The organism is Ensifer canadensis (genome assembly GCF_017488845.2).
GTDB classification, from domain to species: domain Bacteria; phylum Pseudomonadota; class Alphaproteobacteria; order Rhizobiales; family Rhizobiaceae; genus Ensifer; species Ensifer canadensis.
In genome coordinates, this window is sequence record NZ_CP083370.1 from 3,402,516 (window position 1) to 3,416,600 (window position 14,085).

A 14,085-nucleotide genomic window follows, 5' to 3' on the forward strand; every position below is an offset into this window, starting at 1 on the left:
CCAAGGCTACGTTAGCAAAAACATAAGAGGCTTCAGGGCATTGTCGATGACCGACCACCTTGGAAAGCGACAATGAACGAGCTGCTCGTCATCGGCCATCCAGACCTGCTTGCAGAGCGCCAGAGATGGCTGCAAGGGCTCTTGCAGGAGCGCCGCCTGTCCGACAATACCGTCGACGCCTATGAGCGCGACACGCGACAATTCCTCACATTCCTCACCGGCCATCTCGCCGGCCCGCCCCGTCTTTCAGACATCAGCACATTGCGGCCGGCCGACCTTCGCGGCTTTCTCGCCCAGCGTCGCAAGGGCGGTGCGGGCGCGCGCACGCTCGGCCGGGGCCTAGCCGGCCTGCGCTCCTTTCTGCGCTATCTCGAACGCATCGGACTTGCCAATGCCGCCGGTGCCGCGGCCGTCCGTTCGCCGAAGCAGCCGAAATCGCTGCCTAAGCCGCTGACGGACCGCGAGGCACTCAATGTCGTCACGACGGACGCGCAGCTTGCCGAAGAGCCGTGGGTGGCCGCGCGCAACGCCGCCGTGCTGACGCTGCTCTACGGCTGCGGCTTGCGCATTTCCGAGGCGCTCGATCTGACGCCGGGCGATTTCGCCGGCACGCCATCCTCGCTGCGCGTCACCGGCAAGGGCGGCAAGACCCGCATCGTGCCGCTCATGGCTGTGGCGCGCGACGCGGTCGCGACCTATCTCAAGCTCTGCCCCTACCATGCCGGCGCCGGCGAGCCGATGTTCCGCGGCACGCGCGGGGCGAAACTTCAGCCGGCCATCATCCAGCGCGAGATGCAGAAGCTGCGCGGCGCCCTCGGCCTGCCCGACACGGCCACGCCGCATGCGCTGCGCCACTCCTTCGCCACGCATCTGCTGGCCGGCGGCGGCGATCTCAGAACCATCCAGGAACTGCTGGGCCACGCCAGCCTGTCAACGACACAGGTCTATACCGGCGTCGACTCGACGCGGCTGCTGGAGATCTACGACCGGGCTCATCCGCGCGCCTGAATTTGGGCGGAGGGGCAGGTTAACCATACCTATTAAGGAAGCCGTGACCAACGAAGCGTAGGGTCCGCTAGACTCGGCAGAACATTAGGAAGTGATCATGTATTCGATCGCCAAGCCCGCCCGTAACCTCGCGGCCAGGGCCGCCGATATGGCCCTCTGGCTGATCGCGCTTATCCATCTGCTGCTCGCGGCCAGCCTCATTGCGATGGTCGCCTCGATCTCGCAGGCGCACGCCGCGACCGAAGCCATCTGCGGCGGTACGAACATCATCACCGGTCTCGAAAAAACCGACCCCGCAAAACTCGCCAGGCTGAAAGCCGAAGCCGACGCCATCCCGAACGGCAAGGGCATATTCTGGAAGATCGAGAAGGATGGCATCGCCCCCTCCTGGCTGCTCGGCACCATGCATGTCACCGATCCGCGCGTACTGGCGATGCCAACGGGTGCCGCCGATGCCTTCGCCACGGCATCGACCGTCATCATCGAATCGGACGAGATCATCGACGAGAAAAAGTCGGCCGCCGCCATCCTGATGCGGCCCGACCTCACCATGTTTGCCGATAACAAGACCATCAACGATTTTCTCAACCCTGAAGACCGCGAGCGGCTCGAACGCGGCCTCAAGGAGCGCGGCATACCGCTGACGCTGGTTGCCAAGATGAAGCCCTGGATGATTGCGAGCTTCGTCGCGCTGCCCGCCTGCGAGATGACCCGCAAGGCCGCCGGCGCATCCTTCCTCGACAAGAAGCTTGCCGAAGACGCCGTCAGCCACGGCAAGACGCTGAAGGGGCTTGAAACCCTCATCGAGCAGTTGGCCGCAATGGATTCGCTGCCGACCGAACTGCACCTGCGCGCCCTCATCGAGACGCTCGCCCTTGGCAAGACGATCGACGACGTGCTCGCCACCACCACCGACCTCTACCTCTCCGGCGACACCGGCATGATCATGCCGATGATGAAGGCCGTTTCTGAAGATGTGGCAAGCGAAGACGCCAGCTACGCCGACTTCGAACAGCGCATCATTATCGATCGCAACAAGACGATGGCGACGCGCGCCGAACCGATCCTCGGCAACGGCAACGCCTTCATGGCGGTCGGTGCCCTGCATCTTGCCGGCGACGAGGGCCTGGTCGAACTGCTTAAGCGCCAGGGCTTCTCCGTCACCCGCGCCAACTGACGGACCGGCCGGCAGGGATGCCGGCCACGGGCGCGTTCCGTCTTCAAGCTCCTGAATGTTTCCTTAAATCCTATTCGATTTAAGGAAACATGCAGAAATTCAAAGTGCTACAGCGACCTTTGCGCGTCTAATAAGACGCGCGGCGCTGTGGTGTTGACACAAGAGCCGGTCCCCAAGTCTGCCGCCGCGGCATGATCGGTCTCTATCCTCGACAGGCGCGGCGGTGTTGCCGCTCAGCCAGGCGGGCTCGCTGCGCCTGCCAGCAGCGTCGGCACGATGACCTTGTGAAACGGCATGACGGCCGCCAGGTAGACGCGCCCGAGCGTGTTGTGACGCCGGATCAGTGTCGTCATGCCGATGATCTGGTTGACGGCCGATCCCGCCCTGACGTCAACGACGATGCGAAAATCGAGATGGGCATCGTTGAAGCCGAGCACGACCTCATCGTCGCTTCGAGACAGAACCGGAAACGGGCCGATAAGGCCAAACTTGCCCGGTGAAGGCGCCTCCGACTTGAGGCCGACCACCGATACCACCCGGTTGCGAAGCTTAAGCAGGGTGCGGACCCAGGCGGGCGAATTGCCGAGCGAGCGCTCGGCCACCTCGATCGCCGTCAGCCCCTTTCCGTTCAGGGCAAGCTCGAAACGATCAGCCCAATCGGCATCCGGCAGATGCGGGCTCGGCAAAAGAACGGTGGCGGGTCTAGGTTTCATGATCCCTCGTGGCGGCAGCCAGAGCAATTCCAGGAAACGTGTGAAACGGTTTTCCCGGGAATTGCGCAATTGCCAAGAGCGACGGCTTTCCGTCGCAAGCGCATGGGGTCGATGATCGCGCCTAATGTCGGCGCAAGACAGGGGGCCGCTTGTCGCAGCCCCCTGCCAAATCGTCACATATGGATCGGCTTGAAGAAGGTCGACAGCGCCGCTTCCTTGACCGCTTCCGACATGGTCGGATGCGCATGGCAGGTGCGGCCGAGATCTTCCGACGAGCCACCGAATTCCATCAGAACGGCAATCTCGTGGATCATCTCGCCGGCGCCGAAGCCGACGATGTGGCCGCCGAGAACCCGGTCGGTTTCCTTGTCGGCGAGGATCTTGACGAAACCATCGGTCGCCTGCATCGCCCGCGCACGGCCATTTGCCGTGAACGGGAACTTGCCGACCTTGTAGGCGACGCCCGCTGCCTTCAGTTCTTCCTCGGTCTTGCCCACGGAAGCGACTTCCGGCTGGGTGTAGACGACGCTGGGGATGACGTCGTAGTTCACGTGGCCGGCCTGACCTGCGAGGATCTCGGCAACCGCAACGCCTTCGTCTTCGGCCTTGTGCGCCAGCATCGGGCCGCGCACGACGTCGCCGATGGCGTAGACGCCGACAACGCTCGTCTGGAAATGGTTGTCGATCTCGACGCGGCCGTGCTTGTCCATGACGACACCGGCTTTGGCAAGGCCAAGACCGTCGGTGTAGGGCTTGCGGCCGGTGGCAATCAGAACGACATCGGCATCGAGCGTCACGGCGTCACCGCCCTTGACAGGCTCGTACGTCACCTTGGCGCCCTTGCCGTCCTTGACGACGCCGGTCACCTTGGCACCGAGCTTGAACTCCATGCCCTGCTTCGCGAGCATGCGCTGGAACTGCTTGGAGACTTCGCCGTCCATGCCGCCGAGGATCGCGTCGAGATATTCGACCACGGTCACCTTGGAGCCGAGACGGGCCCAGACCGAGCCGAGCTCGAGGCCGATGACACCGCCGCCGACGACGATCATGTTCGCCGGCACCTTTTCGAGCGCGATGCCGCCGGTCGACGAGATGATCACCTTCTCGTCGATCTCGACCGACACGCCCGGGATGCCAGCAACGTCGGAGCCGGTGGCGATGACGATGTTCTTCGTCTCCAGGACCTGCTCTTCGCCCTTGTCGTTGGTCACCGAGACCTTACCCTGGCCGAGCACCTTGCCGGTGCCCTGGATGCCGTCGATCTTGTTCTTCTTGAACAGGAAGGAAACGCCCTCGACGTTGGACTTAACCGTCGCGTCCTTGTGCGCCATCATCTTTTCGAGGTTGAGCTTCGGCGCGCCGACTTCGACGCCGAGCGTATCCAGGCCGTGGCCGGCCTGGTGGAACATTTCCGAAGCGTGCAGCAGGGCCTTCGACGGAATGCAGCCGATGTTGAGGCAGGTGCCGCCATAGGTGGCGCGCTTTTCAACGACGCCAACCTTCAGGCCGAGCTGTGCCGCCTTGATAGCGCAGACATAGCCGCCCGGGCCGCTGCCGATAACGATGAGATCATAAGCCATTGGATTATCCTTCCTTCAGGGACGGTTACCGTCCGCCGCTGACATTGAGAATGGCTCCCGTCACGTAAGTCGCCTTATCGGACAGGAGGTAAAGAACCGCATCCGCCACTTCCTCGGCCGTGCCGGGTCGCTGGACGGGGATGGTTGACGCGAGATCGCGTGCCCGGTCCGGCAGGCCGCCGGACGCGTGGATTTCGGTGTCGATGATGCCGGGGCGAACCGCGTTGACGCGCACGTTCTCGGTGGCGACTTCGCGCGCAAGACCGATCGTGAACGTGTCGATCGCGCCCTTCGAGGCGGCATAGTCGACATATTGCGCCGGGGAGCCGAGTTCGGCCGCAACCGACGAGATATTGACGATCACGCCGCCCTTGCCGCCGTGACGCGTCGACATGCGGCGAACGGCTTCTGCGGCGCACAGGATCGAACCGGTCACGTTGATGCGGAACATCCGCTCGAGCCGCTCAACCGACATTTCGTCGATGCGCTGGGTCGGGCCGACGATTCCGGCATTGTTGACCAGCCCGTCGAGCCGGCCGAAAGCCTTGTCGACGGCGGCGAACATCGATTTGATGTCCGCATCGGACCCGACGTCGCCCCTGACCGCGACCGCCGAGCCGCCGCCCTTCCGGATCGTGGCCACGACCGCATCTGCCGCCTCGGCGTTCGATGCGTAGTTCACGACGACGGACCAGCCGGCTCTGGCGGCGCCGAGGCAGACAGCTGCCCCGATGCCACGGCTGCCGCCGGTGACGAGAACAACGGGCGCAGCACTCATGCGGCGCACCCCTTGAGAGTGAAGGCGTCCCAGCTGTCTGTTTCGGCCTTGCCCTTGCCCCAGGCGCTCGACGCGCGAAGGGCGGGGCCGAAATCCGGCAGCAGGATCTGGTGTGCAGCCGGCGCGGTTTCGGCCGGAATCGCGTCGATCGCACCCGTCTTGCCGACGGAATAGACAGGCCCCTGCCAGACGGTGCATTTGCGAAGCTCTTCGCCGGTGACGTCACCGGTGGGGCACTTGTGCATGACGATGCCGGTCGCGCGTTCCGGCTCGCCGGAAGGCATGACGACACCGTCGAGCAACAGGCCCGGTTTCAGAACCGCGATCTTGAAAAGATTGCTCGTCACCGCACTTTCCGATCCCACCGGCTCGAAGCGCAGTTCATAGGCGCCGTCGCGGTCGCCATAGATGGCGCGCGCCTGGCTGCATTCCTGGCCAAGCGCCGGCGTGGCGACCACGGCGCCGAGTGCAGCGACGAGCAGAGAGCGGACAATGACCATGATCAGACGGCCTTCTCGGTCGCGAGCTTCAGGCCGAGCGCGATGAACACCAGGCCGCTGGTGCGGTCGATCCACTTGCTGGCGCGGGTGAAGGCGGTGCGCATGCGCGGCGTGGTCATGAACAGGCTGACGCCGACGAACCACAGGATGAGGCAGGTTGCCATCACCAGCCCGTAGCCAAACTTGATCATGATCGGCGTGTGGGCGCCAACGACCGTCGAGAAGATCGACAGGAAGAAGAACACCGCTTTCGGATTGAGCGCATTGGCCGCAAAGCCGAGGCCGAACGCCTTGATCGCGGACTGGCTCCTTGCCGGTTCGCCTGATGGTGCGGCGTCGACCGAAATCTCCGTCTGGCCGGCCCGCAGCGCCTTGATCCCGATATAGATCAGGTAAGCCACACCGCACCATTTGACGATGTTGAACAGATAGATCGACTGCGAAATGATCAGCCCGAGACCGAGGATCGTATAGGTCACGTGGAACATCAGCGAGCTGCCGATACCGAAGGATGTGATGATCGCCTGACGGCGGCCATGGACGATCGACTGGCGCATGACCATCGCCAGATCGGCGCCGGGCGAGACGATGGCGAAGGTGAAGATCGCCATCAGCGATGCGAGTTCGAAAAGATATTGGCTCATGATTGTGCGACCGGTGCGTTGAAGGCCCAGACGTGGCCGAAGGGATCCCTGATGCGCGCATAACGCGCCTGCCAGAACGTATCCTGCGGCTCCAGAACTGTCGATGCCCCGGCCGCCATGGCCCGGACATAGGCCGCATCGACATCGCCCGCTTGAGGCAGGTTGATGCTGATCGCCACGCCGGTGCCGCCGACGGTCAGCGGCGACAGCACGCTGCCGCCGAATTCGGGAAACTCGTCATGCATCATGACCTCGCCGCCGAACAGCGCCAGGTTGGCGTGCATCACGCGCTTGCCGTCTTCGGCCATCTGATGGAACGTGTTCACCGCACCGAATGCCTTCTCGTAGAAGGCGATTGCCGCCAACCCGTCCCTGACGCAGATGTGTGCCTGGATAGGCGGTACGTCGGATCCGAATGCCATGTCGTGCTCCTCCGTCTAGAGCATTTCCAGGAAAAGTACGAAGCGATTCCGTCAGGAAATGCGTAAAAACAAATAGATAGAGCGTTTCCAAGACTCCGTTGAAAAACGGAAACGCTCTAGACGAGAATACCTGCCAGCATCAGTATGAGCCCGGCGGCAGACACCGTCCACACAGCCGAGCGGACAAGCCCGAGACCGCCGATATAGATCGGCAGATAGGCGACCCTTGCCCAGAACCAGATCATCGCGCCCCATTGGCTGAGCGCGTCGCTTCGACCCGAAAACTCGATCACGACGGCAAGCGCAATGAAGACCGGATAGGTTTCATGGAAGTTGCGCAGCGCCCGGGTGGCCCTTCCCGTGAGGACGTTCGGCTCGGGCGCCATATCCCGATTGGTGTCGGCTTCGATGATGCCGTTCTGCAGCCTATAGGTTCCCGCCTGCGCCATTACATAGACGAAGGCGAGGACGGCACTCCAGAGCAGGTAGGTCAGTTCCAGCGACATCAGGGGATCCGGAAAGAACGGGCCGGAGAAGGAAACGGGGGCTGCGATTGCGCCCCCGTCATTGCCTTAGAGATCGAGAACCAGACGTTCCGGATCCTCGAGGCTGTCCTTGACGCGGACGAGGAAGGTAACCGCTTCCTTGCCGTCGACCATGCGGTGGTCATAGGACAGCGCCAGGTACATCATCGGACGGATGACGATCTGACCGCCGACCACGACCGGACGGTCCTGGATCTTGTGCATGCCGAGAATGCCCGACTGCGGCGCATTCAGGATCGGCGAAGACATCAGCGAACCGTAGACGCCGCCATTGGAGATGGTGAAGGTGCCGCCCTGCATGTCGGCCATGGAGAGCTGGCCATCGCGAGCAAGCTTGCCCAGGCGGCCGATGTCCTTCTCGATCTCGGCGATCGACATCTGGTCGGCATCGCGAACGACCGGTACGACAAGACCCTTGTCCGTGCCGACGGCGACGCCGATGTGGCAGAAGTTCTTGTAGATGACGTCGGTGCCGTCGATCTCGGCGTTGACGGCAGGGATTTCCTTCAGCGCATGGGTGACGGCCTTGGTGAAGAAGCCCATGAAGCCGAGCTTCACACCATGCTTCTTCTCGAAGATGTCCTTGTACTTGTTGCGCAGGCTCATGACCGCGCTCATGTCCACCTCGTTATAGGTAGTGAGCATGGCGGCGGTGTTCTGCGCATCCTTGAGGCGACGGGCGATCGTCTGGCGCAGGCGGGTCATCTTGACACGCTCTTCACGAACGACGTCCTCGGTAGTCGACGGCGCGCGGGCCTGGACCTTGACCGGCTCGGAAGCGGCCGGTGCCGAAATGCCCTTGGCGACCGCGGCGAGCACATCACCCTTCAGGACCTGGCCGCGCTTGCCCGAACCATCGACCTGGTCGGCCGAGAGGTTGTTTTCGGCAAGCAGCTTGCCGGCGGACGGAGCCGGCGGCATCGACGATGCAGCCGGTGCGGCAGCGGCAACGGCGGGCTGGGCAGCCGGAGCGGCAGCAGCCGGCTCGGCCTTCTTCTCGGCAGCAGCGACTGGCGCGGCCGCAGCACCGGAACCAGCAGCGATCTGGCCAAGCAGCGCACCGAGACCGACGGTTTCGCCGGCCAGGGCAACGATTTCGGAGAGAACGCCGGCCGAGGGAGCCGGAACTTCGATCGTCACCTTGTCGGTTTCGAGTTCGAGCAGCGGCTCGTCTGCCTTGATGGCATCGCCGACCTTCTTGAACCAGGTGCCGACGGTCGCTTCACTGACGGATTCGCCAAGGGTGGGAACGCGGATTTCTGTTGCCATGATTTTTGTTCCGTTGATCAGATATCTGTTTCTATCGATTGGCTCGGCGCCAAGGGGGCAGGATCAGCCCCCCAGCGCGTCCTCGAGGAAGGCGGCCAGCTGCGCCATGTGCTTCGACATCAGGCCCGTTGCCGGCGATGCCGCAGCCGGACGGCCGGTGTAGCGCACGCGCTGATACTTGGCGTCGATATGAGCCAGCACCCATTCCAGGTACGGGTCGATGAACGACCAGGCGCCCATGTTCTTCGGCTCTTCCTGGCACCAGACCATCTCCGCGTTGCGGAAACGGCTGAGCTCGTTGATCAGCGCCTTGGCCGGGAACGGATAGAGCTGTTCGACGCGCAGCAGGTAGACATCGTCGATGCCGCGCTTCTCGCGCTCTTCGAGCAGATCGTAGTAGACCTTGCCGGAGCAGAGCACGACGCGGCGGATCTTCGAATCCTTCTGCAGCTTGATCGGGCCGTCCTTGATGACCTCGGCGTCATCCCACAGCAGACGGTGGAACGAGCTTTCGCCGGCCATTTCCGACAGGCTCGAAACCGCACGCTTGTGGCGCAGCAGCGACTTCGGCGTCATCAGGATCAGCGGCTTGCGGAAGTCGCGCTTCACCTGGCGGCGCAGGATGTGGAAGTAGTTCGCCGGCGTCGTGACGTTGGCGACCTGCATGTTGTCTTCCGCGCAGAGCTGCAGGAAGCGTTCGAGGCGGGCGGAGGAGTGCTCCGGACCCTGACCTTCATAGCCGTGCGGCAGCAGGCAGACGAGGCCCGACATACGCAGCCACTTGCGTTCGCCCGACGAGACGAACTGGTCGAACACGACCTGTGCGCCGTTGGCGAAGTCGCCGAACTGGGCTTCCCAGAGTGTCAGCGCGTTCGGACGGGCCAGCGAGTAGCCGTATTCGAAACCGAGCACGGCCTCTTCCGAAAGCATCGAGTTGATGACTTCGTAGCGGGCCTGGGTCGGCGTGAGGTTGGCAAGCGGGATGTAACGGTCTTCGGTCTGCTGATCGTAGAGAACCGAGTGACGCTGCGAGAAGGTGCCGCGTTCGCAGTCCTGGCCCGAAAGGCGGATCTTCGTGCCTTCCGTGACGAGCGTACCGAACGCAAGCGCTTCTGCCATCGCCCAGTCGATCCCCTCGCCGGTCGAAACCATGTTGGCGCGGTTTTCCATGAAGCGCTGGATCGTGCGGTGCGCATTGAAGCCGGCCGGGATCTCGGCGATCTTGCGGCCGATTTCCTTGAGCTGCTTCATCGGCACGGAGGTCTTGCCGCGACGCTGTTCGTCCTGGTTGTCGGCCGAACGCAGGCCCGACCAGACACCATCCAGCCAGTCGGCCTTGTTGGGCTTGTAGGACTGGCCAGCCTCGAACTCCTGCTCGAGATGGGCGCGCCAATCGGCCTTCATCTTCTCGACTTCGCCTTCGCTCATCAGGCCTTCGGCGACCAGGCGGTCGGAGTAGAGCTGGACGACGGTCTTGTGGGCGCGGATGACCTTGTACATCTTCGGCTGCGTGAACGCAGGCTCGTCGCCTTCGTTGTGACCGAAGCGGCGGTAGCAGAACATGTCGATGACGACAGGCTTGTGGAACTTCATCCGGAATTCGGTGGCGATCTTGGCAGCGTAGACGACCGCTTCCGGATCGTCGCCGTTGACGTGGAAGATCGGCGCCTCGATCATCTTGGCCACATCCGACGGATAGGGCGACGAACGCGAGAAGGCCGGGTTCGTGGTGAAGCCGATCTGGTTGTTGATGATGAAGTGGACCGTGCCGGCAACGCGGTGACCGCGCAGGCCGGACAGGCCGAGGATTTCGGCAATGACGCCTTGGCCGGCAAACGCCGCATCGCCGTGCAGCAAGAGCGGCATGACCTTTGAGCGTTCGCGCAACGGGATGATGTCGCCTTCGAACACTGTCGCCATCTGGTCCTGCTTGGCGCGGGCCTTGCCCATGACGACAGGGTTGACGATTTCCAGGTGCGACGGGTTCGCCGTCAGCGACAGGTGAACCTTGTTGCCGTCGAATTCGCGGTCGGAGGAAGCGCCGAGGTGGTACTTCACGTCGCCCGAACCTTCGACGTCATCAGGAGCGTAGGAGCCGCCCTTGAATTCGTGGAAAATGGCGCGGTGCGGCTTTGCCATCACCTGGGAAAGCACGTTCAGGCGGCCGCGGTGGGCCATGCCGAGAACGATTTCCTTCAGGCCTTCCTGGCCGCCGCGCTTGATGATCTGCTCGAGCGCCGGAATGAGCGATTCGCCGCCGTCGAGACCGAAGCGCTTGGTGCCCTTGTACTTGACGTCGATGAACTGCTCGAAGCCTTCCGACTCGATCAGCTTCTGCAGGATCGCCTTCTTGCCCTCGGGCGTGAACTCGACGCCCTTGTCCGGACCTTCGATGCGTTCCTGGATCCAGGCTTTCTCTTCCGGGTTTGACATGTGCATGAATTCGACGCCGATCGTCGAGCAATAAGTGCGCTCGAGGATTTCGACCATTTCGCGAATGCTCGCGTATTCGAGGCCGAGCACGTTGTCGATGAAGATCTTGCGGTCGAGATCCTTCTCCTCAAACCCGTAGTTCGAGGGCGAAAGCTCGTTGTAGTCATCGACCGGGGCAGCAAGGCCGAGCGGATCGAGCTTGGCATGCAGGTGGCCACGCGCACGATAGGCGCGGATCATCATGATGGCGCGAACGGAATCGCGCGTCGCCTGATGGATATCTGCCGCGCTCACGGCGGTGCCGGTGACGGCAGCGGCTTCTTCCGCCTTCGCCTTGACCTTCTTCTCGATGACCTTTTCGACCCTACCCCAGTCGCCATCGAGCGCCGAGACGAGTTCGCCATTAGCGACGATCGGCCAGTTGGGCTTCTTCCAGGAGGCGCCCTTGGCGGCCTTCACCACGTCTTCCGGCTTGTCGGCCAGCGCCTTGAAGAAGGCCTGCCATTCAGCCGAGACGGACGACGGATCCGTTTCGTAGCGTGCATAGAGCTGCTCGATATAGGCGGCGTTCGCGCCGTCCAGAAACGATGTGAGCTGGAATTGCTCGTTGGCCTCTTGCCTTGCCATGGGTTCTCGCGGACGTTTTGGTCCGCCTCCTGACTTAAGTTGGGATGCCGGGTTTTCCCGGTCGTTCATCATTGTCAGACGCATCCAGTGCGCCCTGCTTTTGGGTCCTTGCAGCGCCGTGCGTCGATCAGGACGCGCGAAGGGCGCTGTAACACTTTCAACCTGCTGCATGATCTTGTCCTTAAATCGATGCCGACCGAAGGACTTGTGCAGGCAGTGCGGTCATCGGGGCCGGCTTTGATGGCCGGCCCCGATGACGCAATTCTGAGGTCAGCCCTTGAGGACTTCGACCAGCGTCTTGCCGAGGCGAGCCGGCGATGGCGACACGCGGATGCCTGCCGATTCCATCGCAGCGATCTTGGATTCCGCATCGCCCTTGCCGCCGGAAACGACGGCACCGGCGTGACCCATGGTGCGGCCCTTCGGCGCGGTACGGCCCGCGATGAAGCCGGCCATCGGCTTCTTGCGACCCTTGTTGGCCTCGTCGATGAGGAACTGCGCCGCATCCTCTTCGGCCGAGCCGCCGATTTCGCCGATCATGATGATCGAGGTCGTGGCCTCGTCGGCGAGGAACATCTCGAGCACGTCGATGAACTCGGTGCCCTTGACCGGGTCGCCGCCGATGCCGACGGCCGTCGTCTGGCCGAGGCCTTCGTTGGAGGTCTGGAACACGGCTTCATAGGTCAGCGTACCGGAGCGCGAGACGATGCCAACCGAACCCTTGCGGAAGATCGAGCCCGGCATGATGCCGATCTTGCATTCTTCCGGCGTCAGGATACCGGGGCAGTTCGGGCCGAGCAGGCGCGACTTGGAGCGGTCGAGACGAGCCTTGACGCGCACCATGTCGGCAACCGGGATGCCTTCGGTAATGCAGGTGATGAACGGGATTTCCGCATCGATCGCCTCGATGATCGCGTCCGCGGCGCCTGCCGGCGGAACATAGATCACGGATGCGTCCGCACCGGTCTTCTCACGGCCTTCGGCAACCGACGCGAAGATCGGCAGGGTTTCGCCCTTGGAACCGGTCCAGGTTTCGCCACCCTTCTTCGGGTGAATGCCGCCGACCATCTGCGTGCCATAGTAGGCAAGCGCCTGTTCGGTATGGAAGGTGCCGGTCTTGCCGGTCAGGCCCTGAACGAGGACCTTGGTGTTCTTGTTAACGAGAATCGACATGAGGTCTGGTCCTTCAGTTAGCCGTTGATCGCGGCAACGATCTTCTTGGCAGCGTCGTCCAGATCGTCGGCGGCGGTGATCGCCAGGCCGGATTCGTTCAGGATCTTCTTGCCAAGCTCGACATTGGTGCCTTCGAGACGCACGACCAGCGGAACCTTGAGGCCGACTTCCTGCACGGCCGCAACGACACCTTCAGCGATGACATCGCACTTCATGATGCCGCCGAAGATGTTGACGAGGATACCCTCGACCTTCGGGTCGGCCGTGATGATCTTGAAGGCTGCCGCGACCTTCTCCTTGCCGGCGCCGCCGCCGACGTCGCAGAAGTTCGCCGGCTCCTTGCCGTAGAGCTTGATGATGTCCATCGTCGCCATGGCAAGACCCGCGCCGTTGACCATGCAGCCGATGTTGCCGTCGAGCGCCACATAGGCGAGGTCCCACTTGGAGGCCTCGATTTCCTTGGCGTCTTCTTCGGTTTCGTCGCGCAGCGCCTTGATGTCGTCGTGGCGGAACAGGGCGTTGCCGTCGAACGAGACCTTGGCATCGAGAACGCGCACGCGGCCGTTCTTCATGACGATCAGCGGGTTGATCTCAAGCAGGCTCATGTCCTTCTCGACAAAGGCCTTGTAGAGGATCGGGAAGAGCTTTTCGGCGTCGGCCTTGGCTTCGCCTTCGAGCTTCAGGGCCGAGGTGAGCTTGGCGAGATCAGCGGCGGTGACGCCAGCTTCCGGATTGATCGCGACGTTGACGATCTTTTCCGGCGTGTCGTGCGCAACAGCCTCGATGTCCATGCCGCCTTCCGTCGAAACGACGAAGGCAACCTGGCCGACCGAGCGGTCAACGAGCAGCGAAAGATAGAGTTCGCGATCGATGTCGGCGCCGTCCTCGATGTAGAGGCGGTTCACCTGCTTGCCGGCAGGGCCGGTCTGCGCCGTGACGAGCGTATTGCCGAGCATGTCCTTGGCATGAGCCTTGGCTTCATCGATCGAGAAAGCAAGACGAACGCCGCCCTTGGCGTCGGCGGAGAGTTCCTTGAACTTGCCTTTGCCGCGACCGCCGGCATGGATCTGGCTCTTGACGACGTAGAGCGGGCCCGGGAGCTTCTTGGCAGCCGCTTCTGCTTCGTCGGCGGAGAAGATCGCGACACCTTCCGCGACCGGCGCGCCGTAGCTCTTCAGGAGAGCCTTGGCCTGATATTCATGAATGTTCATGGTGT

Annotated in this window: 13 protein-coding genes; 2 read left to right on the forward strand and 11 right to left on the reverse strand. The window is 62.8% G+C overall.

All coding sequences use genetic code 11. From position 1 onward, the window contains the following. The first annotated feature begins 72 nt into the window (after positions 1-72). On the forward strand, positions 73-1,008 hold the full coding sequence (locus J3R84_RS16530) for a tyrosine recombinase XerC (protein WP_025425073.1): 936 nt from the start codon (positions 73-75) through the stop codon (positions 1,006-1,008). Positions 1,009-1,105: 97 nt separating this feature from the next. After that, positions 1,106-2,185, forward strand: coding sequence for a TraB/GumN family protein (locus J3R84_RS16535; RefSeq protein WP_025425074.1), 1,080 nt, complete (start codon positions 1,106-1,108; stop codon positions 2,183-2,185). Between the two features lie 233 nt (positions 2,186-2,418). Here J3R84_RS16535 and J3R84_RS16540 read toward each other — a convergent pair whose 3' ends face one another. The 11 genes from J3R84_RS16540 to sucC form a co-directional block, all read right to left on the reverse strand. Next, positions 2,419-2,898: a DUF2867 domain-containing protein gene (locus J3R84_RS16540; protein WP_025425075.1), complete on the reverse strand. Its 480-nt coding sequence runs from the start codon at positions 2,896-2,898 to the stop codon at positions 2,419-2,421. Positions 2,899-3,071: 173 nt separating this feature from the next. After that, complete coding sequence (lpdA, locus tag J3R84_RS16545; protein WP_025425076.1) at positions 3,072-4,478, reverse strand: dihydrolipoyl dehydrogenase; 1,407 nt, start codon at positions 4,476-4,478, stop codon at positions 3,072-3,074. A gap of 25 nt (positions 4,479-4,503) precedes the next feature. Then, positions 4,504-5,256: an SDR family oxidoreductase gene (locus J3R84_RS16550; protein ID WP_025425077.1), complete on the reverse strand. Its 753-nt coding sequence runs from the start codon at positions 5,254-5,256 to the stop codon at positions 4,504-4,506. Beyond that, positions 5,253-5,756: a hypothetical protein gene (locus J3R84_RS16555; protein ID WP_025425078.1), complete on the reverse strand. Its 504-nt coding sequence runs from the start codon at positions 5,754-5,756 to the stop codon at positions 5,253-5,255. The genes J3R84_RS16550 and J3R84_RS16555 overlap by 4 nt, the downstream gene beginning before the upstream one ends. A 2-nt stretch (positions 5,757-5,758) precedes the next feature. Next, a complete protein-coding gene (locus J3R84_RS16560) occupies positions 5,759-6,400 on the reverse strand; it encodes a LysE family translocator (protein WP_025425079.1) in 642 nt (213 codons plus the stop codon). Next, positions 6,397-6,822, reverse strand: a complete 426-nt coding sequence (locus tag J3R84_RS16565; protein ID WP_025425080.1) for a VOC family protein — start codon at positions 6,820-6,822, stop codon at positions 6,397-6,399. The genes J3R84_RS16560 and J3R84_RS16565 overlap by 4 nt, the downstream gene beginning before the upstream one ends. A gap of 116 nt (positions 6,823-6,938) precedes the next feature. Further along, positions 6,939-7,328, reverse strand: coding sequence for an MAPEG family protein (locus J3R84_RS16570; RefSeq protein WP_025425081.1), 390 nt, complete (start codon positions 7,326-7,328; stop codon positions 6,939-6,941). Between the two features lie 66 nt (positions 7,329-7,394). After that, positions 7,395-8,636: a 2-oxoglutarate dehydrogenase complex dihydrolipoyllysine-residue succinyltransferase gene (odhB, locus tag J3R84_RS16575; RefSeq protein ID WP_025425082.1), complete on the reverse strand. Its 1,242-nt coding sequence runs from the start codon at positions 8,634-8,636 to the stop codon at positions 7,395-7,397. Between the two features lie 63 nt (positions 8,637-8,699). Then, positions 8,700-11,696: a 2-oxoglutarate dehydrogenase E1 component gene (locus J3R84_RS16580; protein WP_025425083.1), complete on the reverse strand. Its 2,997-nt coding sequence runs from the start codon at positions 11,694-11,696 to the stop codon at positions 8,700-8,702. A 270-nt stretch (positions 11,697-11,966) separates the two neighbouring features. Beyond that, positions 11,967-12,869 carry a succinate--CoA ligase subunit alpha gene (sucD, locus tag J3R84_RS16585; protein ID WP_025425084.1) on the reverse strand — a complete coding sequence of 301 codons (903 nt, stop codon included), beginning with the start codon at positions 12,867-12,869 and terminating at the stop codon, positions 11,967-11,969. Between the two features lie 17 nt (positions 12,870-12,886). Next, positions 12,887-14,080 carry an ADP-forming succinate--CoA ligase subunit beta gene (sucC, locus tag J3R84_RS16590; RefSeq protein WP_025425085.1) on the reverse strand — a complete coding sequence of 398 codons (1,194 nt, stop codon included), beginning with the start codon at positions 14,078-14,080 and terminating at the stop codon, positions 12,887-12,889. Between the last annotated feature and the right edge of the window lie 5 nt (positions 14,081-14,085).

Excerpts from the sequence above, each read along its gene's own strand:
- J3R84_RS16560 (WP_025425079.1), bottom strand. The coding sequence starts at position 6,400 with ATGAGCCAATATCTTTTCGAACTCGCATCGCTGATGGCGATCTTCACC.
- J3R84_RS16555 (WP_025425078.1), bottom strand. The coding sequence starts at position 5,756 with ATGGTCATTGTCCGCTCTCTGCTCGTCGCTGCACTCGGCGCCGTGGTC.
- J3R84_RS16570 (WP_025425081.1), bottom strand. The coding sequence starts at position 7,328 with ATGTCGCTGGAACTGACCTACCTGCTCTGGAGTGCCGTCCTCGCCTTC.
- J3R84_RS16535 (WP_025425074.1), top strand. The coding sequence starts at position 1,106 with ATGTATTCGATCGCCAAGCCCGCCCGTAACCTCGCGGCCAGGGCCGCC.
- sucC (WP_025425085.1), bottom strand. The coding sequence starts at position 14,080 with ATGAACATTCATGAATATCAGGCCAAGGCTCTCCTGAAGAGCTACGGC.
- J3R84_RS16565 (WP_025425080.1), bottom strand. The coding sequence starts at position 6,822 with ATGGCATTCGGATCCGACGTACCGCCTATCCAGGCACACATCTGCGTC.
- J3R84_RS16580 (WP_025425083.1), bottom strand. The coding sequence starts at position 11,696 with ATGGCAAGGCAAGAGGCCAACGAGCAATTCCAGCTCACATCGTTTCTG.
- lpdA (WP_025425076.1), bottom strand. The coding sequence starts at position 4,478 with ATGGCTTATGATCTCATCGTTATCGGCAGCGGCCCGGGCGGCTATGTC.
- J3R84_RS16530 (WP_025425073.1), top strand. The coding sequence starts at position 73 with ATGAACGAGCTGCTCGTCATCGGCCATCCAGACCTGCTTGCAGAGCGC.
- odhB (WP_025425082.1), bottom strand. The coding sequence starts at position 8,636 with ATGGCAACAGAAATCCGCGTTCCCACCCTTGGCGAATCCGTCAGTGAA.
- J3R84_RS16540 (WP_025425075.1), bottom strand. The coding sequence starts at position 2,898 with ATGAAACCTAGACCCGCCACCGTTCTTTTGCCGAGCCCGCATCTGCCG.
- sucD (WP_025425084.1), bottom strand. The coding sequence starts at position 12,869 with ATGTCGATTCTCGTTAACAAGAACACCAAGGTCCTCGTTCAGGGCCTG.
- J3R84_RS16550 (WP_025425077.1), bottom strand. The coding sequence starts at position 5,256 with ATGAGTGCTGCGCCCGTTGTTCTCGTCACCGGCGGCAGCCGTGGCATC.